The organism is Pseudomonas sp. TE9122, from assembly GCF_056278925.1.
In genome coordinates this window covers 4,037,505-4,062,667 of sequence record NZ_JBWBQI010000001.1, presented here as the reverse complement: position 1 = coordinate 4,062,667, position 25,163 = coordinate 4,037,505, and the positions used below count along the sequence as shown (strand labels likewise).

11 protein-coding genes and 1 pseudogene are annotated in these 25,163 nt (G+C 58.0%); 10 read left to right on the top strand and 2 right to left on the bottom strand.

Going from position 1 to position 25,163, the window contains the following annotated elements:
- Positions 1–38 precede the first annotated feature (38 nt).
- From ACZ9BE_RS18260 to ACZ9BE_RS18250, 3 genes and pseudogenes are all read left to right on the top strand, one after another.
- Positions 39–1,145: a GGDEF domain-containing protein gene (locus tag ACZ9BE_RS18260; protein WP_041479822.1), complete on the top strand. Its 1,107-nt coding sequence runs from the start codon at positions 39–41 to the stop codon at positions 1,143–1,145.
- Positions 1,138–2,074: pseudogene (locus ACZ9BE_RS18255) on the top strand (iron-sulfur-binding ferredoxin reductase). Before ACZ9BE_RS18260 ends, ACZ9BE_RS18255 begins: the two are co-directional and overlap by 8 nt.
- Positions 2,075–2,102: 28 nt before the next feature.
- The gene (locus ACZ9BE_RS18250) at positions 2,103–2,846 is read left to right on the top strand and encodes an enoyl-CoA hydratase-related protein (protein WP_476249773.1); all 744 of its coding nucleotides are present in this window, start codon (positions 2,103–2,105) and stop codon (positions 2,844–2,846) included.
- A gap of 170 nt (positions 2,847–3,016) precedes the next feature.
- Here the strand turns inward: ACZ9BE_RS18250 and pyk are convergent, their stop codons facing one another.
- Positions 3,017–4,468 (bottom strand): pyruvate kinase, encoded by a 1,452-nt coding sequence (gene pyk / locus ACZ9BE_RS18245; RefSeq protein ID WP_024014116.1) that lies wholly within the window; start codon positions 4,466–4,468, stop codon positions 3,017–3,019.
- Between the two features lie 172 nt (positions 4,469–4,640).
- On the opposite strand from pyk, the gene ACZ9BE_RS18240 reads away from it, so the two are divergent.
- Positions 4,641–5,027 carry a tetratricopeptide repeat protein gene (locus tag ACZ9BE_RS18240; protein ID WP_095181453.1) on the top strand — a complete coding sequence of 129 codons (387 nt, stop codon included), beginning with the start codon at positions 4,641–4,643 and terminating at the stop codon, positions 5,025–5,027.
- Positions 5,028–5,257: 230 nt separating this feature from the next.
- On the top strand, positions 5,258–5,617 hold the full coding sequence (locus ACZ9BE_RS18235; protein ID WP_236168306.1) for a PilZ domain-containing protein: 360 nt from the start codon (positions 5,258–5,260) through the stop codon (positions 5,615–5,617).
- Between the two features lie 93 nt (positions 5,618–5,710).
- On the opposite strand, the gene ACZ9BE_RS18230 is transcribed toward ACZ9BE_RS18235, so the two are convergent.
- Entirely contained in the window at positions 5,711–6,088 is a 378-nt protein-coding gene (locus tag ACZ9BE_RS18230) for a DUF6124 family protein (RefSeq protein ID WP_095181454.1), read from the bottom strand.
- Positions 6,089–6,545: 457 nt separating this feature from the next.
- Here ACZ9BE_RS18230 and ACZ9BE_RS18225 point away from each other — a divergent pair, with 457 nt between their 5' ends.
- The 5 genes from ACZ9BE_RS18225 (at position 6,546) to ACZ9BE_RS18205 (ending at position 25,160) form a co-directional block, all read left to right on the top strand.
- Positions 6,546–9,746, top strand: coding sequence for a hypothetical protein (locus ACZ9BE_RS18225; protein ID WP_476249772.1), 3,201 nt, complete (start codon positions 6,546–6,548; stop codon positions 9,744–9,746).
- A 192-nt stretch (positions 9,747–9,938) separates the two neighbouring features.
- The gene (locus tag ACZ9BE_RS18220) at positions 9,939–13,148 is read left to right on the top strand and encodes a hypothetical protein (protein ID WP_476249771.1); all 3,210 of its coding nucleotides are present in this window, start codon (positions 9,939–9,941) and stop codon (positions 13,146–13,148) included.
- A gap of 150 nt (positions 13,149–13,298) precedes the next feature.
- Positions 13,299–16,943 carry a Tc toxin subunit A gene (locus ACZ9BE_RS18215; RefSeq protein ID WP_476249770.1) on the top strand — a complete coding sequence of 1,215 codons (3,645 nt, stop codon included), beginning with the start codon at positions 13,299–13,301 and terminating at the stop codon, positions 16,941–16,943.
- A gap of 65 nt (positions 16,944–17,008) precedes the next feature.
- Positions 17,009–21,106 carry a Tc toxin subunit A-related protein gene (locus ACZ9BE_RS18210; RefSeq protein ID WP_476249769.1) on the top strand — a complete coding sequence of 1,366 codons (4,098 nt, stop codon included), beginning with the start codon at positions 17,009–17,011 and terminating at the stop codon, positions 21,104–21,106.
- Positions 21,099–25,160 carry an Ig-like domain-containing protein gene (locus ACZ9BE_RS18205; RefSeq protein ID WP_476249768.1) on the top strand — a complete coding sequence of 1,354 codons (4,062 nt, stop codon included), beginning with the start codon at positions 21,099–21,101 and terminating at the stop codon, positions 25,158–25,160. Before ACZ9BE_RS18210 ends, ACZ9BE_RS18205 begins: the two co-directional genes overlap by 8 nt.
- The last annotated feature ends 3 nt before the right edge of the window (positions 25,161–25,163 follow it).

Below are 25,163 nucleotides of genomic sequence, written 5' to 3'. Positions count from 1 at the left end.
ACACTCGGTCAGCCTCCTATCGCACGGTGAGTCAACGATTGACCCATAACGCCATTCAACGCCTTTTGCTCAAACGCTTCGCCCTCGCTGCGGCCACCTACGGATTGGCTCTGCTGCTGCTGTGGCTGGCGTTTTTCACCGGGCATTACCAGCAATCGCTCAGTGGCGTGGCCATCGGCAGCGCGCTGGTAGTGATCAGTCAGGCGAGCCTTTTCGCCATGTTCTGGAGCGGGCGCAACCAGCGCTTCGCCGACCCCAGCCTGACCGAAGCGCAAGTGCTGATGGGCCTGGGCTGGCAGACGTGGCTGATCGCCCATGTCGACGAAGCGCGCGGCGCGTTTCTGGTGTTTTACGTGCTGATCCTGCTGTTCGGCCTGTTCCATCTCACCCGACGAGTATTCATCCGCTGCGCGTTGCTGGTGTTCTTCAGTTTTTCCGCGATTACCCTGTGGGACGCCTACCACTTCCGCTTGGCCGAGCCTGCGCTCGCGGCTTTGCAGGTGTGCATTCTGGCGATGGTCTTGGCGTGGCTGGTGCTTTACGCACGTTTTGTCCAGGTTTCCCGACAACGTCAGCGCCAGCGTCGGTTTGCCTTGCAGGCGCATCAGGACACCCTGCGCGGGATGATGCGCCAGCTTGAAGATCTGGTCGCCACCGACGAACTGACCGGGCTGTTCAATCGCCGGCATTTCCTGCGCATCGCCTCGCGCGAGCTGAACGCGCTGGACAGCGACGTGATGCACGGGCTGGCGCTGATCGATCTGGACCACTTCAAGCGCATCAACGACCTGCACGGCCACGCCGCCGGCGATCAGGTATTGCAGGCGTTTGCCGGGGTGGCGCAAGCCTGTCTGCGCGACGGTGACGTGCTGGCGCGTTATGGTGGCGAGGAATTCGTCGTGCTGGTGCCCGACTGCGATGCCGAACGCCTGACCGCGTGTTGCGAGCGTTTGCGCATCGCCTTCAGTGAGGTGGAATTAATGGGCCTGCAAGTGCGCAACCTGAGCCTGTCGGCGGGCATGACCCTGCTGTCCGTTGGCGATGATCTGGATGAGGCGTTGCAGCGTGCCGATCAGGCGCTGTATCGGGCCAAGCGTGACGGGCGCAATCGTTGTGCCGCCGCGTGGGAGAACATTGATGCCTGAATTGCGTGTCGGTGATCGGCAGTGGACGGTTGAGGCGGGCAGCAACCTGCTCGACAGTCTCAATCAGAACGGCGTTGCCGTGCCCTACAGCTGTCGCGCCGGCAGTTGCCATGCCTGTCTGGTGCAATGCATCCAGGGCCTGCCCGCCGACAATCGTCCGGATGCCTTGAGTGCCGAGCAACGTCAGGACGGTTGGCGCCTGGCTTGTCAGTGTCAGGTGGTCGAAGACTTGCAGGTACACACTTTCGACCCGATCAGCGACGGCCGCCCGGCCGTGGTCGAAGCGCTGGACTGGCTCAGCGACAGCGTTCTGCGCCTGCGCCTGACCCCGCAGCGGCCATTGCGCTACAGCGCCGGCCAGCATCTGGTGCTGTGGATCGGCCACATCGCCCGCCCTTACTCGCTGGCGAGCCTGCCGCAAGAAGACCGCTTCCTCGAGTTTCACCTCGATTGCCGCCAGCCCGGCGAATTCATCGATGCCGCACGCAAGCTGCAGATCGGCGACTCGATCCGCCTTGGCGAACTGCGCGGCGGTGCCTTGCATTACGATCCGGACTGGCACGCCCGGCCGCTGTGGCTGCTGGCTGCCGGCACTGGTTTGGGGCCGTTGTTCGGGGTGCTGCGTGAGGCCTTGCGTGAGGATCACCAAGGCGCCATTCGCGTCATTCACCTGGCCCATGACGAACGCGAGCACTATCTGGCCAAACCCCTTGCCGCACTGGCCGCGCAGCGGGAAAACCTCAGTGTCGAGCTGTGGACAGCGGCCGACTCGGCCCGCCGCTTTGGCGCAACTGCGCCTTGTTTCCCGGCAGACCCTGGCCTTAGTCTGCGGCTCGACGGCCAGTGTCGACGCGTTCGCCAAGCGTCTGTATCTGGCCGGATTGCCGCGCAACCAACTGCTGGCCGACGTGTTTGTGAGCCGTGGTTGAGCGCTGATTTTCAGACGCGAGACACGCCATGACCGAAGCCATCCTGCTGGAACGCGGACGCGGTTTGCTGACCCTGCGCCTCAACCGCCCGGACAAGAAAAACGCCCTGACGCGCGCCATGTACAGCCGCCTCGCCGAAGCACTGACACAGGCCGACAGCGACCCCGAAATCAATGCCGTACTGATCAGCGGCAGCGCCGAGTGCTTCACCGCCGGCAATGACATCGCCGACTTCATCGAACAACCGCCGAGCGACCTCGACAGCCCGGTGTTTCACTTCATGCTCAATCTGCTCGAATGCCGCAAACCGGTGATCGCCGCCGTGGCCGGTGCTGCGGTGGGTATCGGCACGACCCTGCTGCTGCATTGCGATCTGGTCTATGTCAGCCGCGACGCCCGGCTGCGCATGCCGTTCGTCAACCTCGGATTGTGCCCGGAATTCGGCTCCAGCCTGATCCTGCCGCGTTTGCTCGGGCAAGCGAAAGCGGCTGAGTTGTTATTGCTCGGCGAAGGCTTTAGCGGCGCACAGGCTGCGCAATGGGGAATTGCCACAGACGCGCTGGACAGTGGCGCGGCTGCGTTGAGCAAGGCCCGGGAAATGGCGCTGCGGTTTGATGAACTGCCGGCCGAAGCGGTGCACATCAGCAAGCAACTGATGCGAGCGCCCGATCGCGAGCTGCTGCGCAAAGTGATCGAGGAGGAGGGCGCATTGTTTACCCAGCGGCTGCGTTCGCCAGAGGCGGTGGCGGCGTTGAGCGGGTTCTTTCGCTGAGTGTCAAGACGCCTTCACGAGCAGGCTCGCTCCCACAGGAGATTGCATTTCAAGTGTGGGAGCGAGCCTGCTCGCAAAAGGGCCTTACTAGACAAAATATCTGTTGAATCATAAGCAAAAAAGCCCCGCCATTCACATGGCGGGGCTTTTGCGTTTCAGCTGCCGGTCACTCAGACCTGCGGATCACCGACATGCAGGATCTTCATGCCATTGGTGCCGCCAGTGGTGTGGTAGCTGTCGCCCTTGGTCAGGATGACCCAGTCGCCTTTTTCCACGACGCCGCGCTTGGTCAGTTCGTCGATGGCTTTCTGGCTGACTTCGTGCGGTTCCAGCGAGGCCGGGTCGAACGGGATGGTGTAGACGCCACGGAACATTGCTGCGCGGGCCTGGGCTTCGCGGTGCGGGGTGAACGCGTAGATCGGCACCGAGGAGCGGATACGCGACATGATCAGCGGGGTGAAGCCGCTTTCAGTCAACGCGATGATCGCTTTGACGCCCGGGAAGTGGTTGGCGGTGTACATGGTCGCCAGCGCGATGCTCTCGTCGCAGCGGCTGAATTCCTTGCCGATGCGGTGGCTGGAGGTCTTGCCGGTCGGGTGTTTCTCGGCGCCGACGCAGATGCGCGCCATCGCCTGCACGGCTTCCAGCGGGTACAGACCAGCGGCGGATTCGGCCGAGAGCATCACGGCGTCGGTGTAGTCGAGCACGGCGTTGGCCACGTCGGATACTTCGGCGCGGGTCGGCATCGGGTTCTGGATCATCGACTCCATCATCTGCGTCGCGACGATCACGGCCTTGTTGTGGCGACGTGCGTGCAGAATGATTTTCTTCTGAATGCCCACCAGTTCGGCATCGCCGATTTCCACACCGAGGTCGCCACGGGCAACCATCACCGCGTCGGAGGCCTTGATCAGGCCGTCGAGGGTTTCGTCGTCGGCCACGGCTTCGGCGCGTTCGATCTTCGCCACCAGCCAGGCAGTGCCGCCGGCCTCGTCACGCAGTTGACGGGCGTATTCCATGTCGGCGGCGTCGCGCGGGAAGGATACGGCGAGGTAGTCGACTTCCATTTCGGCGGCGAGCTTGATGTCGGCCTTGTCTTTTTCAGTCAGGGCCGGGGCAGTCAGGCCACCACCGCGACGGTTGATGCCTTTGTGGTCGGACAGCGGGCCACCGATGGTCACCACGCAATGCAGTTCAGTGGCGGTGGCGGTTTCAACGCGCATCACCACACGGCCGTCGTCGAGCAGCAGCTCGTCGCCCACGCCGCAGTCCTTGACCAGATCCGGGTAGTCGATGCCGACCACCTGCTGGTTGCCTTCGGTCAACGGATGGCTGGTGGAGAAGGTGAACTTGTCACCGATCTTCAGCTCGATCTTTTTGTTGGCGAATTTGGCGATACGGATTTTCGGGCCTTGCAGGTCACCGAGCAGGGCGACAAAGCGGCCGTGCTTGGCAGCGAGGTCACGCACCAGCTTCGCGCGAGCCTTGTGCTCGTCGGGGGTGCCGTGGGAGAAGTTCAGACGGGCGACGTCCAGACCAGCCAGAATCAGCTGTTCGAGAACTTCCGGCGAGTTACTGGCCGGGCCAAGGGTAGCGACGATTTTGGTACGACGGACGGACATGCAAAGACTCCTGAGTTCAAGCGCAGGCAGAGGCTACTATGCTCGAAGGGTGTAGTCATTGTTCGAATGCACTACTTATCGTTTTCTTTATTGAACGCGGCAACTTTGCGACCAGCGCGTCTGAAGTTTTCCGACCTGGGGTCGATACAGAGCACAAGACAGGAGAACCCCCATGCGATTGTTGCCCATTGCCGCCCTTGCCCTCAGCGCCCTCGCCGCGACGGGCTGCACCCGTTGGTCGATGAACCACCATTTGAACAACGCCTACAGCGCCTATGAACGCGGCAACTGCGAGCAGGTCATGCTCGAACTGTCCAAGGTCGAACGCGCCAGCCGCGCCCGCCCGTACGTGTGGCCGGAAGTGTCGATGATGCGCGGTCAGTGCCTGGAACGGCAGAAGCTCTACATCGACGCGGTGCAGACCTACCAGTTCATTATCGCTTCGTACCCCAACAGCGAATACGCCTACCGCGCCCGCGCGCGTCTGGAAACGTTGCAGAGCCTGGGCCATTACCCGACACGCAGCGCCGCTGCGGTGGTTCGGCCGACGCGCTTCTGACGCGCTTTTCGTACAAAATCTGGCCGTCTGTACAAGCTCCGCTATAGTCAAGGAAACCGTTTCGAGCCGTGTCTCGATAACGGCGCAACACCTGCGACTGGCAGTTACAAGGTGACGGCGATTGTCGCGACCGTCACACCGGAAGCGGGGAGAGCGGGCCTGTCGCACAGGTTCGTTCCGAAGCACAGGTGCGGCTCCGTGACGGAGCCCTGCATGGCGAACAGCACATCATGTTTACCGACCGCCGGATCGAACGGCATCAATTGCCGTATTACCTCAGAGTGTTCAACAGCGTCACCGACAAACCCGTCGGCTTTCTCGGCAATGTGTCTGCGGACGGGCTGATGCTGATCAGCCAGTTGCCGATGATGATCGGGGTGGATTTTCAGTTACGCCTCAAGGTCCCCGCCCGCGATGGCAGCCAGCAAGTCATCGATTTCAGCGCCTGTTGCGTGTGGTGCCATGAAGACGCCACGCCGCTGCATTACGACGCCGGTTTCATCCTGCGCCGCGCTCCCCCGGAGTTCGGCCAACTGGTGCTGGCGCTGAAGCAGTATTTCAGTTTTCAGCCGTTGCCCGCTTCTGCCTGAACAGCAAAAGATCGCAGCCTTCGGCAGCTCCTACAGGGGGAACGCATTCCAAATGTAGGAGCTGCCGAAGGCTGCGATCTTTTGATTTTTACGTCACGCCACAGCGATCGCCCGCTCCTGATCCAGCGCCTTTTCCGCCAGCAATAGGCCCATCTCGCTCAACTGATAGATCGCCATCGCCAGATGTCGCGGCTTGTCCTCGAGGCTGTCCGCCAGGTCGAGCAGCAGAATGCTGACCGAAGAAAAGGTTTCGTAGGTTTGAATGGCCATCGCTTCGGGGTTGATGTCGGGCGCGACCATGAACATCTGCATGCCGCGATCGACGGAATTGCACGACGGCGCAGCGGCGGGTTTTTTCAGGTAGTGATCGAGGGCTTTTTCAGCGGCCTCGTGGAGTCTGGTGGAATCGGGGGAAGCGTAGGGGGAGGTCGAGTCTTCGATTTCGGGGGGATTGGGTGTTGGTTTGATCATGGTGATAACCCTTGGTTGGGGCCTTCACCCCTCGCGACTAAACGAAAGGGTGGCGGCTGGACGCAGGTTAGTCGACCGGGGGTATCACCAAAAACCGGCGCGCCGAAGCGCCCTGCGTACAGCCACCATCGAGTGCGGGGATAGGGATTACCCGACTGGATGACGCTTATACACCTTGATGACAAACCCCCGGGCGACTAAACCCGACCACTGATTGGCAGCGGCACGGATCACGTTACGGGGCAGCTTCAAAGCGCACAAGCCGGCGGATTCTGAGTGATGTGTAGGCAACGGCGCAAGCCGATGTAGCCGCGTGTTAATGACTGAAGGACGTCTGCATGTTGCAGCGTGGGAATAGTTACCGCTGATCGGGACTGTCAGGTTTTACAGGTGTCATTTCGTGCTTACGGTTCTTCAATGAGGCACCCAGGTACCGACGGTATAAGGAAGCTCGATCATGTCCGACCATGAGAACCCAGGCTCCAATCCTCCAGAAGATGGCCCGTTTCCTGAGGACCATCGCCCTTCCCAAAAATCCGATGATCCGATTTCCGAAGAGCCGGGAATCCTGGTCGCGGATTTGGAGTATGAGGCCGGCTCCGAGTCACTGTTAGTAGATACCACGATGGACTTCAAGTTTCGTATACCGGTAAACGATGGCCGTTATCACAACGTTCATCTGGATTTTCACGGAGCCGATAATTACTACCGACGTATCACTGAAAGTGCATGGTTGGGGGGCGTCTGGCACAGTATTCGAGTCGAAGACCTTCCCGAGAGTGACCTGCAAGTCAGAGTTGATGGAAGATGGGATTACATTGATCAATGGTCAAGGTGGACACCGCGGACTTTGCTGGTCAGAAAGGCTGCTCGCATTGCCAGCAATCGTACTGTGACTACAACGGTTCCAGGCCTCGCCGGTAAAGGCAGCAAAATCACGCTTGTGCGTCCCAATTCAGGCACTGTACTGAGCACAACGGCCATTACCAATGGCTACGGAAATTGGACTGTCACGCTCCTTGATAATGTCCCTCAGGGTTTACAGGATTTCATTATCCGTGAGGAGTATGGAAATACGCAGGGGCGCTACGCGGGGAAAGCGTCACTGACCGTACTCAAGCCTGTAACGCTCAGTCCGTTGCCGCAGGTTATAAGTACACAAACGCCGCAATTTGCGGGTACAGGCGGTCTGCACCAAGAGTTGACAAGAGTGGATGTTTACATCAAAGACACATCGATCAAAGTATTGGCCTACGCAAAGATCGAAATTGATGGGTCATGGGGTGGTACCAGCACTTATAAGTTTGCGTTCGGCAAAAATTATTCTCTAGTCGCCAGTCAAAGATACGATGGCGCAACATCTGTGCCGTCAGTCCAACGAAATTTTTATGTCATTGACCCCCCCCGAATAACGTCTCCTGGATTGACGCAGACGGTGGACATGACATCGACGTTCACAGGCACTGTCGTCGCCGGGATCTCCAGTGCTGTTGCTGTGCGTTCGGAAAACACCCAAGCTCAAATCAGCACCCCAACCGATGCCGCCACAGGCGCATGGTCTGCATCTTTCACGCTGACACCTGGTCCGCATTCAATTGTCGGCACGCATACCTATTTGGGAACGACATCACTGACCAGCCAACCCTTCGGCATACGAGTACGCACGGGCAAGCCGACGGTCACATATACGCAAGCCAATGAAACGATCACATTTTCCGGCACCGGACATTTCGACGAGAAGCTCAGAACCGAAATCGAGTTCACTATCCTCGAAAGTCCAGCCGACCCAATGCCGGTCGCGCCTCCAAATGCACAAGTACAGCGCAACGGCACTTGGAGCACCACCGTAACGGGCTGGAAATTTGGCACCTATAAAATCAACGCCGTCCAGAAGATCAGAGACAACGCCAGCGGCTGGATCGACTCGCTGCCGCTGACCTTCGAAGTAAAGAATGTCCTCCCCGATGTCAGTGAAGTGCAATTCACCAACGACTACCAACCGACCTTCAGCGGCAAAGGTTTCAACAGAGCCTTGGTTCAGCCACGCAGGCCCAATAGCCCATATCTTGAAGCGCCTGAAGTGGAGGTCGTCGGCGGGCGGTGGTCCACCCAGGCTTCGAGCGTTTGGGGACCCTCGTTCGAACGTGAAGTACACATAAAGCAATTTCTCGACGGGCACCAGTCGCCAAACTGGTTTGTCCTCAAAGTCACCATCCCGCCGCAGGCCCCTGGCTTGAACGAGCCTGAAGATGACGGACTTTCGCCCAGGTTCAGCGGCACGTGCTGGCCGGGTGCAACCGTGAACATTGAGTACAGCGACGAAACCGGCATTGTGCACAAGGGCATCGTCAGTGCTGACACGTGGCAGTTCAGGCGCGACAAAGAATTTGCCCGGGATATCACACATACCGTCACGGTGACCCAGGTCGCCGCGCAGCAAACTTCGCAGCCGACGTCCACGACCTTCATAGTCAGGAGAGCGATGGTCACGCCAGTGATTACCCAGCCGCCGGACGGCTCGGAAGTCGGTCGTGCTGTAACGGTCGAGGGCACGATGGGTATGGTGGGCGCCACTTTGCAACTGCGCGACAAGCAGTTTGATCGTCCCTTGGGCGATCCGAAAATATTGAGCCAGGATGGCGACTGGTCGATTGACCTGAGCCTCGAGCAATTCAGGCTCTACACCTTTGACGCCCAGCAGACACTGGACGGTCGACCGTCGCTACACAGTGACGAGCATGAATTGACGGTGGTGCTGCTGCCGCCAGAATTTCTCCAGCCGACACAACACGGCAAGTTGCCACGAACCGCGTTGCTCAAGGGTACGGGCATGAGGGGCGGGGTTGTCGACGTCTGTCTGCAAGGGCTTGCCGAACCTCTGATCAGTGATGTCATTGTGGATTGGACGGGCAATTGGCAAGCCGAAGTGACGTTGCCGGTGGGCAGCAAAACGATCTGGGCCCGGCAAAGTTTCATGGATGAAAGCGGCAAACTGCAGGAGTCGAAAGACAGCGAGCCGCTGCACTTTGACATTGTGCCAGCGGCACCCTTCATTGAAACCCCGATCGAGGGCGATGCCATCGGGCAGCAGGTGGTGGTGTGCGGTTTTGGCGTGCCGGGCGATACGGTCACGGTGACCCTGGTCGGTGCCGCGCGTTCCGAGCCGGCAAGTGCCGCCGTGCAGGAAAATCGCACCTGGTCAGTGATGCTCGATGCGAGTCTGCTCGGCGGGGGGCTTTACCGGCTCGAGGCAGTCGCATCTCTGGACGGGTTCGAATCATTTGAAACCCTGCGCTCGGTCATTCTGGGTACTTTCCGACCTGTGCTCGACGGGCCTGCAGCCGGACGCTGGGTCAGTCATCCAGTGCAGTTCAGCGGCAAGGGCCGTCCGGGCGTGGGCGCCATCGTGAGTTGGTACAACCCGGATGCGCAGTGGCTGGCTCAGGTACCCGTGGTCGATGAGCACTGGCGCGGGGCGGCGACAAGGGCACTGCCTCTGGCGGGCAACTGGTACCGATTCCGGCAGACGCTGACTGACGCGGCGGATGACGCAACGATGTCTGATTGGGCCGACAGCGCGCGTTTTGAAGTCGAAGCCGCGCGTCTTATCAGCCATGCAGGGCGGCGTTATTCAGGTGTACAAGCTGGTGGACTCTGAGTGATGTGTGGCAACGACGCAAGCTGATGCAGTCGCGTTTAATGGCTGAAGGACGCAAGGATACCAAGGCGTGGAATAGTTACCGCTGGTCGGGACTGTCAGGTTTTACAGGTGTAGCGATGTGAGGCACCGGTATTTAATGAATTTACCTGTTGCATCAATCAGCCACCTTGCCCTTTCTGAGATCCGGCCATGGAACAAGATGATGGTATTAAAGATCCTTCCGACAGCTTGCCCCCGAAACAAGAGGTAGTCTGCGCTGAAGAGATCGGAACGGATGTGACATTTGTAACCCATGAGCTGCACGCGGAAGAAGACGGTAGGTGGGCGCAGCTTCGAGTGAGCTATGCCTACTCCTACGATGGTTCAACATTTACTTGCATCGTGTCAGCGTACAGAGCAAAAGAGAATCGACGTTATGAAGGGAATGTAAAATTCTATCTTTCGTTGGTTAGCGGTGAAGGTAATGTAAGAGAACTGACGGGCAGTGCTCGCCAGACCGGTGAGTGGATCGATCTTGATGAACCCTATCGAGAAATGATTATCGCCAATCAGAGAAACGTAACAGTGGGGTTTGATTATATTTATGATGTGGGTAACGCAAGTGATCCGGTTCTGAAAACCTACAAGGTTGCCAATTATCGGATGCCCATTCCAACCATCAGTGCAATCCGAAACTTCACATCTTCAACTTTCTCTGTCAAGGGCACGGGAGCAATATACCGTTATACTGTTGTCTTGGATGATGGGCGCGGTACGATTGGGGCAGAAGAGGCTTTCTACGATCCTTGGTCAGTGCCCGTCACCGTGGCAGAAAACAAGAATTCTCTAAGTTTTCAAGCATATCAAATGTACGCCGGTAAGGTTTCCGAGCGGACGGCTTATGTAACAGTCTACCGCGCTCGAATAACTTACCCGACAGCTAATGCGTTGGTTTTGGCAAAGGATCTGGTTTGTTTCAGAGGAATGGCTGCGCCGGGTACTGTAATTAGAGTGGTTGGGCATTTGGATCATTATGAAAACTGGAGTGAGGTTATTACTGTCGGAAAGTCCGATACGACTTGGGAGGCTCCGGCAATAAAGGTCTCTGGCAGCGGGACGTTCTCGGTTGTCGCCCAACTTAAATCACCCAATATCAATCATTTTTATACCGATGCCATAACTTTCAGAGTCATGGGGCTGCCGTTAATATCCAAGCCACCTGCGGGAACAGTTTATGAACAAGACTTCCTTCTGACAGGAAGCAACGGCTTGGCTGGGGCGCGATTGAGAGCATTTTTTGATCTGACGAATGATCCTGTTCGTGATTGGGAAGTCGTTAGCAATGCAGACGGGGCGTGGGAGGGGATGATCAACGTGCCACCAGGGCCGATCAGCCTGGTCGTCGAACAGGATCTGGATGACGTGTCATCCGGACGCAGTGCACCACAAGCCTTCAGGATTCGCCCCCCCACTCTGAAACAGCCCAACGTCACCATCTCCGGGACCACGGTGACCTTTGCCGGTAACGGTTATTACGATCGCGATCTCAAATCTGAAATCCAGTTCACCGTCAGCGGGGGCGCGGTGCAAGTTCCCGCGCCTGCAAATGCTGAAGTGATGCCGGGAGGCATCTGGGAAACCGCAGCGCAGTGGCCTTTGGGTACCTACAACGTCTCTGTCATTCAAAAAATCGCCGACAACGCCAGCGGCTGGATCGACTCGCTGCCGCTGACCTTCGAAGTAAAAAATATCCTCCCCGATGTCAGTGAAGTGCAATTCACCAACGACTACCAACCGACCTTCAGCGGCAAAGGCTTCAACGGCGCCACGGTGAATCCACGCAGGCCCAATAGCGGAGATCTCGAAGCGCCAGCAGTGGAGGTTGCTGGCGGGCGGTGGTCTACCAAGGCTTCAACGGTCTGGGGACCCTCGTTTGAGCGTCAGGTCCACATCAAGCAATATCTCGACGGGCACCAGTCGCCAAACTGGTTTGTCCTCAAAGTCACCATCCCGCCGCAGGCCCCTGGCTTGAACGAGCCTGAAGATGACGGACTTTCGCCCAGGTTCAGCGGCACGTGCTGGCCGGGTGCAACCGTGAACATTGAGTACAGCGACGAAACCGGCATTGTGCACAAGGGCATCGTCAGTGCTGACACGTGGCAGTTCAGGCGCGACAAAGAATTTGCCCTGGATATCACACATACCGTCACGGTAACCCAAGTCGCCGCGCAGCAAACTTCGCAGCCGACGTCCACGACCTTCATAGTCAGGAGAGCGATGGTCACGCCAGTGATTACCCAGCCGCCGGACGGCTCGGAAGTCGGTCGTGCTGTAACGGTCGAGGGCACGATGGGTATGGTGGGCGCCACTTTGCAACTGCGCGACAAGCAGTTTGATCGTCCCTTGGGCGATCCGAAAATATTGAGCCAGGATGGCGACTGGTCGATTGACCTGAGCCTCGAGCAATTCAGGCTCTACACCTTTGACGCCCAGCAGACACTGGACGGTCGACCGTCGCTACACAGTGACGAGCATGAATTGACGGTGGTGCTGCTGCCGCCAGAATTTCTCCAGCCGATACAACACGGCAAGTTGCCACGAACCGCGTTGCTCAAGGGTACGGGCATGAGGGGCGGGGTTGTCGAAGTCTGTCTGCAAGGGCTTGCCGAACCTCTGCTCAGTGATGTCATTGTGGATTGGGCAGGCAATTGGCAAGCCGAAGTGACGTTGCCGGTGGGCAGCAAAACGATCTGGGCCCGGCAAAGTTTCATGGATGAAAGCGGCAAACTGCAGGAGTCGAAAGACAGCGAGCCGCTGCACTTTGACATTGTGCCAGCGGCACCCTTCATTGAAACCCCGATCGAGGGCGATGCCATCGGGCAGCAGGTGGTGGTGTGCGGTTTTGGCGTGCCGGGCGATACGGTCACGGTGACCCTGGTCGGTGCCGCGCGTTCCGAGCCGGCAAGTGCCGTCGTGCAGGAAAATCGCACCTGGTCAGTGATGCTCGATGCGAGTCTGCTCGGCGGGGGGCTTTACCGGCTCGAGGCAGTCGCATCTCTGGACGGGTTCGAATCATTTGAAACCCTGCGCTCGGTCATTCTGGGTACTTTCCGACCTGTGCTCGACGGGCCTGCAGCCGGACGTTGGGTCAGTCATCCAGTGCAGTTCAGCGGCAAGGGCCGTCCGGGCGTGGGCGCCATCGTGAGTTGGTACAACCCGGATGTGCAGTGGCTGGCTCAGGTACCCGTGGTCGATGAGCACTGGCGCGAGGCGGCGACAAGGGCACTGCCTCTGGCGGGCAACTGGTACCGATTCCGGCAGACGCTGACTGACGCGGCGGATGACGCAACGATGTCCGATTGGGCTGACAGCGCGCGTTTTGAAGTCGAAGCTGCGCGCTTGCCCCACGCCGACTCCTGAAATCCAGCTTCCGACGAACGGCTATCAAAACTGTCAGAACTGACAGTGGACTTGACGGCGTTCGAAGCGCTCAATCGTACTCACTGAATGTGCAGCCTGACGAAGGACGTCAGGTTGCGCGGGCCAGTTGTCGCCTAAAGGAATCTGATCATGGTTGATTCGCGCCGTCCCGCCCTGCAACTGTTCGATGAGTTGTTCAGCGAGGAACAACGAGCACAGAACGTCGGACTGCAGAACCTCGAGACATACCTGCAAAACGGTGGATCAATTTATCCACTGGTTGAAAGGGGTGTTCAATGCATGGTCCAAGAGCATCAGCTCAGCGTTGAGCAAGCGCAACAATATTGGCGCGGCGCCAATAGCATAGCCACGTCTCAGCGGCGCCAATTTATCGAGCAGACGCTGAGGGGCACCAGGCCCGCGCCAAAGCGCAGCTCCAGCGGTTTGTTATCGATCGTGGACGGTCCCAATTATCACGCTCTGATCGGTACCGATTTTTCCGCGTTGTGCCCGCCAGATGCACTGGAGTCCATCTGGTCGCCAGTGGCGTATCTGATCGACTTGTTGCGCTGGGTTCGTGACCGTCTGGAGGGTATCAGAGAGGAAGACGATTTCTCGCTGCATAACCGGCGCACAGATCTCTTGGCACTGAAGGTCGACTTCAATGCGGTTTATCAATCGATCTCTTCTGTGGACATCATCGTTGAGGTGCTGGAGAAATTCATCGCGGCGCAAACGGATATCGAATCCATCGAAGACGCGCTGATCGCAGCCCGCTACCCCAATGGTCTGCCTTATTACCAGCATTGGGTCACAATTGATGGTATCGCGCAGTTTCATGACTTGTCGGTGGGCGACTTCGAGCACCGGGTCGACCTGGCTTATCCCTATTTTCTGCAAGCCAATGCTCGAGGTGCCAATACTGCACAGGGTTTCGCCCATGCCTCGCGGCTTGGCCCTTATCAGCGCCAGTTGCTGACCGAACCGCGTGCGGATTTCGCCCTTCGCGAAGATTTTTTTGCGCACAACTTTGGTACCTATACCGAGATGTATTCGAATCTCAATCAGGTGGAGTTTTTCGGTCAGCGCACCAAGCTCGACAGCCGACAGATCGAGGCTCTTCTGTCGATTGGCGACTTTGCTCCCGTGCGCTCGGCCAATGTGACCTACCCGGATGAAACGCCCAAGCAGCCTGAAAGCGAGCGCTCGGGTTCGGTTTACATCAATGACGGTACTGCGCCGGCGGTGGGTTTCGATCCTGCAACCACGCCTCGCATTCGAATGACGGCAATCCCCGACGAACTCATCGGGTTCAACCGCTATACCCGGATGAATCAGATGGTGCGTCTGGCCAACTGGACAGGATTGCCGTTCGAACAGCTGGACGCAGTGTTGACATCGGTCATCCGGGCAACAGGGCGCGGCAATTCAACGAAAGGTCACAGCAACGAGATGGACATCTCCAGTGGCGCGGTTCATGCGCTTGGGTTGTTCCAGACGTTGCGCGAGCGCTACGAATGCACCGCCGCGGACTTTGCTGTGTTTGTGGGTGAGCTGTCGGTTTATGGCCGCGGTGAAGCGCTCTCGCAATTCGATCAGGTGTTCAATTTTCAAACCGGTTATCGCGAGCCTTTCAAGCTCGACAACGATGAGTTTGCGGTGGCGCCGATACCGGGCGTGGTGGATCTGACGATCAGCCAGCTCTGCAGTGGTCTGGCGATTGATCCGCAGACTTATTACGTGCTGGCGAACGCTGTGGCCAAGGCTCATGGCTTGACCGACAAATTGAAGCGCAACGCAGCGATCATCTCGAGCTTCTACCGTTTGGTGAGGCTGGCCCGGCTGTTGAACATCACTCCGGTTGAAGGCGTGCTGATGCTATCGATCCTGGGCGGCGATGACTGGGTCAATGGCTTGGCCGGTACTCCTGTCATCCACGATGTACCGGACGGTTCACCGGATGCGCTGGAACTGATCGAGGCTATGCAAAGTTGCGTGCAGTGGTGCGCGCAAAACAATCTGCCGGTGTTGTGGGTGTTGCAGCATGCGGTCGCTGCGCCAGCGGCTCAGGATCCATCCGAACAGGATGAGCAGTTTTTCGAGCAGGTTCGCAATTTGCTGCCGACTGCACAGTTGTCCAATAGTACGTTTCTCATGGCAGGCGTTCCGGCAGCCGGGGCCGCGGACTGGATCGAATTTCTCGCGACATCCGCCGACAGCCTGGGGCCGATAACCGACGGGCATGGTTTGATCCTGCCTCCGGAGGGAAGCGCTGAGATGTATCTGGCCTCCGTCCATAAAAAAATCGCCTGGGCGGTCGACAGCGCCTTGGGTGAGATCGAGCCAGCGTTGCGGCAGAGCATCATCGACAGCATGGTCAGCGCGTTTTTACAGATGCGCGATGCGCAGACTTCGCTGGTCAAGGAGACGCTGGCGGCATACGCCGGCGTTGGCGTGGATCAGGCATTGCCGGTCCTGAACTGGGCAGACGTCACGGTGCATCAGTTACTGCTGCATGTGCTGGAGCAAGCGGATGCGGGGAGCGAAGGGGGCGGCCGAACTCGCCCCCGAGTTGCCGACACATCATTCGATCTACTGGCTGAAGTTCGCCGGCGCAGTGAGGTGGTGTCGACCCTGGGGTTAAGCGCGGCGCTGTTGCAGGATTATCTGGATAGCGGCTACAAGGACTGGCTGGTTCAGGACGACAAGCATGCGTTGACGGTGCGCACGCTTTATTACCTGACCATGCTCACTCGCGCTTTTGCCCTCGCCTCAGCCTCGAGCGGCCAACCGCCACAGAAGCTGTTGGACTACCTGCGCCAGGTCAACGCATTGCCGGATGTCACCGGAGATGCGAGATGGCTGGCACAACAGGCGGCGGCGATCAAACTGGCCGATTTTTTTGGCTGGAGCGTTCAGGAAGTGCGCGAATGTGTGAGCCGCATCGATCCCGACCTGAAGGTGTTGAAAAACCTTCCCCAGCTCGATTTGTTGATGCGCGTGCTGGCGCTGTCCACCGAGAGCGGCATGGATGCGTTAACGATTTTTCTCATTGGTAATCTGCCCGAAACCGTCGACAAAAAATCCTATGCCGATGCCGCCGAACATGCCCTGCTCGGCGAGTCCGATACTCGTGCCCCGATCGTGCACGTTCCAGGCGACGTCAAAGGGCTGGTCACAATCACGTGCGAAGTGGTGGATGACAGCACCGTCGTGGCTAACAAGCCAGACGAAAAAGTCACTTATAAAGTGACCCTCAAAGACGCCAATGGAAAGTCGCTGAGTGGCGTCAATGTTTATTGGCGCGCCACATTGGGCACCATTGAATACAAGGCGACGGGAACGGACGGGACACTTTTGGCCGAGTTCATCCCCGGCAAGGTCATGGGCCGCGACACGCCAATGCTTTGGTTGGACTTGTTCGAGCCGCAATACGCCCCTCCCATAGAAATAACTGCCGACTTCACTACGTTGTCGTTCCCTATTGCAGAACTTTCACCTACGCCTTTGGAAACAGTGAAATACGGTCATGAAGTAGAACTGTATGCGGTGCTGGAGGACGACTACGGAAACCGCGGACAAAACTCGCTCGTGGAGTGGTTCGGCAAGAGCGTTCCGCCCGCGAAGATGGATGCCGTCACTATTCGGCCGGCGCAGGGGTTCACTGATCAGCAGGGGCTTACCCGGGTTTTTGTCTCAAGCAAGACGGGCGGCACATTCGTGTTCAGCGTTCGCTCTCAGTCTGGGGAAAGCGAAAGAATATTCCCCCATGCCATTACCTTTGCCAGGGAGTAGCGGCAGGGCGTTGCATACCGCCTGGCGAACGTTTTTCCCCGGGCCATATTCCAAGGAGCAAGATCATGGCACTGAGTAATATTGGCGGGCTGCTGGAAAAACGTCGCTCGGCACTTCTTGAATACTGCATCGGTCAAGTGGCCAATGATAAATACCCTTTTCTGAAAACACCTGAAGACTTGTTTGAATTGCTGCGCATGGATCCTCTGGATACTTATCAGGTCAAGAGTTCCAGAGTTGCCGAAGCGATAAGTTGTGTGCAGCAGTACATCCATGCGGTGTATCGAAAGCTGGAACCAGGATTCCGGGATCACGAGTTCGACAAGCGTCATCTGCGCGAATGGGAGATTTTCTGCAATTATCCCGACTGGACCGTGCCCCACCAGATTTCATGCTATGCGGAAAACTTCATCGTTCCATCGGTGCGATTGCGCAAAACCAGTCTGTTCAAGAATCTGGAAAACAACCTGAACCAGGCCCGTCTGGACAAAGATACCGTGCAGGCGGCGCTGCAGGATTATTTGCAGGCATTCGAACAAGTCTGCGATCTCGATGTGATCAGCTGTTTCATGGACGGCGTGACACCGGCCAAAGCTGATTACTACTTTCTGGGGCGGCAGCGGGTGCAGCCGTTTCAGTATTTCTGGCGCAAGGCCGAGATCGAACTGGGCGCAACCAGCGTTTCGGTCAATCCGGCGGTCTGGAGTGAATGGCAGGCCGTGGAAATCCCGACCGCCGATCAGGTGCTGGATATCCGCCCCGTGTTCTGGAATGGCCGGTTGTGTGTGGTCTGGGCCGAATGGCGCGACGCGGTAGTCGCGAGCGCAGCGGAGTCGCTCAGCCCGAGCAAACTGGTGATCAATCTGGCATTCATGAAGCAGAACGGGCAGTGGTCTGCGCCGTTGTGTGTGCACAGTTCAGAACACAAGGACGAGGGTTTGGCGAGCTCCAGACTGATTGCGACGGTGCAGGTCGATTATCTGAATCCGAAGGGCAAGTTGGGGATTTTACTGACGGGCAACCTATCTTCGCCATCCGGCAGTCTGCGGGTGCATGGTGTCTACGACGTTCTGATGCGCCCCCTTCTGGACGGTGGCGCATGGCTGGATCTGGCGCTTGAGGAGCGATTTGTCAGCAACGATACGGTTCAGCACCCACTGAACAGTCAGGTGACTGTTGTCACTCGCATACAGACCCATGGTTCCCTGACGCCCTATCTCGACCTGCACGTTATGGCAACGCGCGCGGATGACAAAGATGTGCTGACGGTGCAGGGTTTTTGCAGCCCCACGGGCCTGGACAGCGCTCGGTTGAAAATGGAGCTGCAAATTGCAGGTCTGCCTTCTGATAGTGACCCGCCGCCGATCCTCGAAGAACAGGATGCAGGCGGGGGCTGGGTAACTCAGTCGTGGACTTCCTCGCGGACGAAAGGCACCTGGCCCACGCCAGTCATTTTTTCATTCGCCTCTCCCACTTCCCCGACAGGACAGAAAGAGTTCGACCTGACGATTGTCGATCTCATGGATTTCGTCCCGCCAGCTCTGCACAAGAACAGTACCGACGGGGCACAGTTTCTTTCATTCAATCAAACTGGACTGGCGTTGAAATTCATTCGGCTCAATTCCTTGTTTGGCTCGGAACTGGTGAGATGCTCGAATATTTCCGTGGACGCCGTGCTGGACTGGTCCAACCAGTTCATTCGCGAGCCGTCGCCGATCGGCGCAGAGTTCGTTGAACCACCCAATGGTGTCTTCGACGGTGCCAATGGTCTGAACTTCTGGGAGCTGTTTTTTCACCTGCCGCATTTGATCGCCACCCGGTTGCGCGACGAAGAACGCTTTCAGGAAGCGCAGAGCTGGCTGCATTACGTATTCGATCCACAGGCCACCGCAGATCCGGCCAATCCGCCGGTTCCGATCGCGAACCCGAAACCGGCGTATTGGCGTTGCCGGCCTCTGGATATCGCAACAGCGCCGGGCAATCCAGGGTGGGAAATTCAGAATCCCCTCGATCCGGATGCCATTGGCTATGCCGCACCCGCACATTTTCAGATCCTGATGTTCACCGACTACGTAGAAAACCTGATGGCGTGGGGCGATTGGTATTACCGACAATTGACCCGTGACAGTCTGGTGGCCGCCAAGCTTTGCTATGTCCAGGCCGGGTTTCTGATGGGCAAGGCGCCCACCGCCGACACCGCGACTCGTTGGCAGACCGACACCGTGGAAAACCTCTTGGACAATTGCGAATCGCGACCCCTGCTTGAAGCGCTTGAAAAAACGCTGGATTTCAACCTGGCAGATTACCCGATCGCTTCCGACACCCCGCCGATCCTGGGTTTGTTGGCCTGCGAACCTTTCAGAATTCCGATCAATCAATCGCTGCTCGACCTGTTCGCAAAGCCGCAGCAACGCCTTGATAACCTGCGCAACAATCTCACGATCGATGGCAAACCGCTGGACGTGTTGCTGTTCAGCCCGATGACCGATCCCAGGCAATTGCTCCGCGATCTGGCCGCTGGTAGCGCGGCCGGGCCCAGACCGATGGGCGGGCGCCTGGTGGTCAATGCGTATCGCTGGCGGGTCACGTTCGAAGTCGCGTTGCGCGGGGTACAGAGCCTGCGGGATTTCGGCAGTCTGGTGCTGCGTCTGCTCGAGCAACGCGACCGTGCCGAGCAGGAAGAATCGCAGCAGAACCATTTGCTCGAGCTGGGTCGCTATGCCGAAACGGTACAGGAACAATCCATCGCCCAATTGGAGGCGAATGTCACAGCGCTGAAGCAGAGTCGGGCAATGGCGCAGGACCGGGCCGACGCCTATGCAATGCGTTACAGCGAAAACGTTTCGCCGATCGAGTATCAGGTCATGGCCAGTCTGCAGCAGTCGAAGACATCAGCACTGCAGGCCAAAGTTGTCAGGCTGGCAGGGGGCGTCATCGCGGCGTTGCCAAAAATCTATGGTACTTCCAACGGTGGCTTCAAACCCGAACACACTTTCGATGCGGTGGCTTTCGGCCTGGAGGTTTCTTCGTCATTGCTGCAAATCGACGCCGACCGACAGGCCACCACTGAAGGTTATCGCCGTCGCCGCAGTGAGTGGGCGCTGCAACGCGATCAGGCGCTGGCGGAGGTGGGCGCAATCGATGCGCAGATCGAAGCGCAAAGCCATGCGGTCAGCGCGGCGAGGTCCAGCCTTGAACAGACGCTCAGGGCCAACAGCCAAGCGTTGACCATGTACAACTTCCTTAAAAAACGCGCGAGCAATGCCGAGCTGTTCGGCTGGATGCTTGGCCAGCTCAAGGCTCTGCACTATCAGGCGTACGACGCAGTCGTCAGCCTGTGCCTTAGTGCTCAGGCTTCACTGGCTGCCGAAACCGGGGATTATGATGCCCCCGTCCCTTTGCCTCAGGCCTGGCTCGATCACCGTTATGGTCTGGGCTCGGGTGAACAACTGCATATGTACCTGCTGGACCAGGAGCGCAGGCGCTTGCAAAGCTACGAGCGGCGGCCGGAACTGATCAAAACCATTTCCTTGCGGCAGTTGTTCGACGACAGAATCGAGCCTCAAGAGGGCATAACCAGCTGGGCAGATGCACACGCGCAATTGATGGCAACAGGTGTGTTGGAGTTCAGACTGACCCAGTTGTTGTTCGACCGTGATCATCCTGGCCATTTCTGCCGGCAGATCAGTTCGGTGGAAGTCGATCTGCCTGTGCTGGCCGGTCCCTACGAGGATGTGCGGGCAACGTTGCTGCAGATCAGTAGCGTGACCGCGACCCGACCGACCACACAGTCTGTGCAGTATTTGCATAAGCCCACCGCAATCGCACCTGGCGATCTGCTGTTCAACCTGCGCAGCGGTCAGCAGATCGTTTTGTCGGTCGGGCTTGGCGATAATGGCCAGACCCACCAGAAACCCGACGAAGGATTGCTCAACCCGTTTGAATACACGGGTGCCGTTTCCCATTGGCGGCTGAGTTTTCCTCGCCCGCTTAATCAGCCGCAAGCTGCAATGCTCAAATCCTTGACCAATATCATTCTTCGCGTGCGGTACTCCATCAAGGCCGGCGAGCCGACGTACGTCCAAAAGGTCACAGACCTGGTGACCGAGGCTGAAAACACCTACCTGGCGCGCCAACGCAACGGAGCCAGCGATCATGAATGAGCCCGTCGTGCAAAAAAATGAAAGCCTGCTGCTCAATGGTGACTTCAATGATCGGCTCAAAGAGTGGCGTACCAGCGGTAGGGTTGGCCTGGCGAGCGAGTTCTATGATGGCGAGTTAGTCAATTTCATGGAGGTCGGTGTCGGGGCTTCGGCCACACAGGAAGTCAAAGCTCCCAAAACCCCCGGTGCACAAGCCGGTTACGAACTGACGTTTTTATGTGAACTGCGGCCCGGCGTTTCATGGTCGGGCGAATCGGGCTGGTTGCACATCCGCAAGCGCGGTGAAGTGTTGATGAGCATCGAGCTCACGGCGCCAGAAGGTCGGAATCCGGAGCTCGAAAACGCCCGACGGCTGGCGGGACAGCCGCTTGAATTCAAGCCGCGCGCGTATCAACGGTCGCTGGATCAATTGGAATTCGTCAGCGATGACGCATTGAGCTTCGAGGTCAGCGGTGTCCCTGACAACACGGGCGACAATCGTTCGGCAATCTGCATCACTCGAATCGACCTGCAACTGAAGCTTGAACCGCTGCAACTGCAGACGGTGCGACTGGATAGCGAAGATCTGCCACCAGGCCAGACGTTATACCTTTGCCTGGGCGCTTCCCTTGGCGATGACCCGGACGACTCTCTGTTCATTCCCCACGGCCTGTCTTTTATTCCGGCAGACGGCAGCGCCTGGCTGGATACGAATATCGCATTGATCATTCACGGCAACCCGATGGAGTCAGTCAAGGCGACCCCCGACTGGGGCGCCTATCAACCGCTATTGTCGCAGTGGTCGCTCGATTGCCCGGATATGCAGGAGGAAAAGGCTCATGACTTCACGATAAGTCTGGTGAACCAGTACAACGCCGAGCCTTACACGATTGACGTATCGTTGGGGCATCATCGATTAGCGCTTCGCGAAGTACAGTGCGCGGCTCATTACCCGGTCCTGGAGTATGCGCAAAGCGTCCGTTTGGGTGTGCAGGTTCTCTCTTACTACACCAGTCAGGCGCTTGATGGCCGGGAAGTCAGGTGGACGACTGCCGGGCAAGGTGTGCTGGGCACCAGCATCACTGATGAACAAGGCTTGGTCTACTTCGATTTCGTTCCTGAGCAAGCAGGCGATTTCGTCCTCACAGCTTCGGTCGACAGTCCTTATTACCCTAGTGGCGAGGTGACTCTCGAGTTTTCGGTCACGGTGCTGGCGACCGATCCCTGGATGGACTTGCGTTGCGTTGTCGAATCGCAGGTAACCCTGTGGAGCGCGACCGGTTATCCCAATCGCGGCACTGATTACCCCTTCATTGTGCGCTTGCCCGCCGACAGCCCTTTGCTGGCGACTGATCTATCGCTGCACTGGAGCGGCGTCGGGCATGAAGAGCTGAAGGTCACGGTCAACCCGCCACTCCAGCAACCGATCGCTTTCGATGGGGACGATAGTCTCTGGACGCTGGCCTGCGAGGACTGGCTGGACGGTCGCTTCGAACTGTCATTGGTCTGCTCGAAGCTGTTACTGCCATCGCCGCGTAAACCCATGTCGCTGGCGCGCAACAAGGTCAGGATCGCTGACACGCGCGGCCCGAATATTTCACCGGTTGTCGAGGACTCCGAAAAGACGTTGATGCGGGTGCAGGTGGTGCATGTCACTGACAAAGGTGCCGGTGAGACAGTGATTGATGCAATCGTCGACTGGCAAACCCCCGAGGGCATTGTCGAGTCTCGTACCGGCAGTGGGGGCTGGGCCAGCCTGTATTACCGACCGTTGACGGCTTTGAGCAACGAGACGATTACCGCCAGTGTGAGTGCCTACGAAGGCGGGCCGGCAGATGAACACTCATTTTCGGTCACGGCGTTTGCACGAGACGAATGGAAGGACAAGGTCAGCATCACGTTTGATGCCGTTCCGATTGCCCATGACGGAATCGCATGCAAGCGCGGCCAGAGGCATATCCTGACGGTCCGGGCATTAGCGGGCAGCCCGTTGATTGGCGAGGCAATTACGCTCGGATGGCGGAACGAAAATCCAGAGAACGGTCTGGCGGTGAGCGACCTTGACGTACCGAGAATATTGCGCGAAGGGGAAGATCTGAGTTGGTTGTTCAGCTCTGATCGTATCGAAAGTACCAGCAGTATTTTCGAGGTGAGTTTGCGCACCGACACTCTTACGAACAAGGATTTTTCTTGCCGACTGTTATCACCTGACCTCCATGAAGAAATGACCGTGGTCCTGGATCAGATGACCGATCTCAGGGGCCAGCCACTCTTTCCGTGTATCGGCGCTGTACATCGCTATATCTTCCGCACCAATGCGCTAAGCCCTTTAGTGGGTATTGCCATGGATCTGGTATGGAGTGGAAGCCCGGCGGCAGAGCTCGGAATCGAATTGAGTCCACCCCGCGGAAGCGAAAATTTTGTGGATGACAGCGGGTTTATCTGGACGCTGGACTGTTCAAAAAGTACCAAACCCGGTGTCTTCGCACTTCGGTTCGTTATCAATACCCATGGTTTCAGCGACATCAATACGATGACCTTGGGCCACAATAAAATCACTATCGAAGACGCCCGTGCATCTGCGGTGGATCCGGTCATTGGGCAGGATCCTGCGTGGATGTGGCTGAAGGTACGCTCCCCTTATCGTCCCGACCTCGCTCTGGATCAAGTGCCTGTTCAATGGACAGGCGACGGCAGCACCGAAGAGCACAGGACGGCTGCCGATGGCTGGAGTGGTTTTCCCTTTGCGCCATCCACCGCAGGTGAACATGTGGTGACAGCGGCGGTTATCAGCCCTTATGACCGTTTTGAAGAGCGCCGAACCATGAAGGTTCTAGCGCTGGAAGGGGATCCCTGGGCCGGATTTGAATACAGTTTCGACTCCCAACCGTTTCAGCCACTGGGTCAAAGCGCTGAGTTCCCTCGGCGCAAGGGGCAGCACCAATTGCGCGTGAGTGCCCCGGCGGGCAGCGCGTTGTTTGACCAGCACCTGACGCTGGGCATGACCGGCACCGGGCCGACGGAATTGGGCATGCGCTTCGAGGAGCCACGTCTGGGTGACCCCAGGCTTTTCTCGAGCGCCGGAATGACCTATCGGTTCAACGCGGGCGACCTCAAGGACGGGCGTTTCGGCCTGCGCTTTTCCTCGGCGCGGTTGGCCAGGCTTTCTCCGGTTATTGCAATGTCGCTGGGGCAAGGCGCACAGGTGGTAAAAATTGCGGATCGTTCGCGCAGCAGTCAGACGCTGTTTTGGGGCGAGGCTGTATCTGAGCAGATCACCATTGTGTCGGGCATCAGTGGCAGACCGATGGTGGGGATGAAGGTTGTCTGGAGCAGTCCGGACCTGGGTGAGGTGACCACCACTACCAACTTCTACGGTGAAGCGCGGATACGGTTTGTGCCGACGACACCGGGTGCGGCGCAACTGACCGCTACGGTGGGCGATGCGCTGTATTCGGAATCGATTTCTTTACCGTTTGTTCTGCACGAGCCCCGGGAGATCAAGGAACTGGTCAGCGCTGATCCGAGCGGGTATCCGGGGCAACAGATGACCGCGCAAGTCCTGGTCGTTTCAGCCAGTACCGCGCAACCCTTGGCCAATGTCGAAGTGATGTGGGAGTACGACCGCACCTCGCTGCCGACAACCCTGACGGATGCCGAAGGCAAGGCAACGGCGCGCATTGTCTTGGGAGGAGCAGGCGAGGCTGCATTGCGGGCGTCGGTAAAGGGTGGTTTGGCTGGCTGGGTGGTAAAAACGCTCTGGTTGACCGTCACTGAGTGTCCAGCAGCGGTGGAATCCGTTGTTGCGTCGCCTAATCCGGTTCCCTTGCAGACCTACGTCTCCATGACCGCGCTGATTGTGGCCAAGGAGGGGCGAGAGCCCATGCCCAGACGGAAAATCCTTGTTTCCACTAATGGAGCACCGTTCACTGAGTCGTTTACCGATCACAAAGGGCGATACCAGGCTCACTGGCGGCCGATGAACCTTACGGAGCAGATTTCGCTGGTCGTCAAAGTAGAAAACAGCGACGGCACTTCGGACAGCGGCGCTGTGTATGTTGCAGTCACCAACTGATCG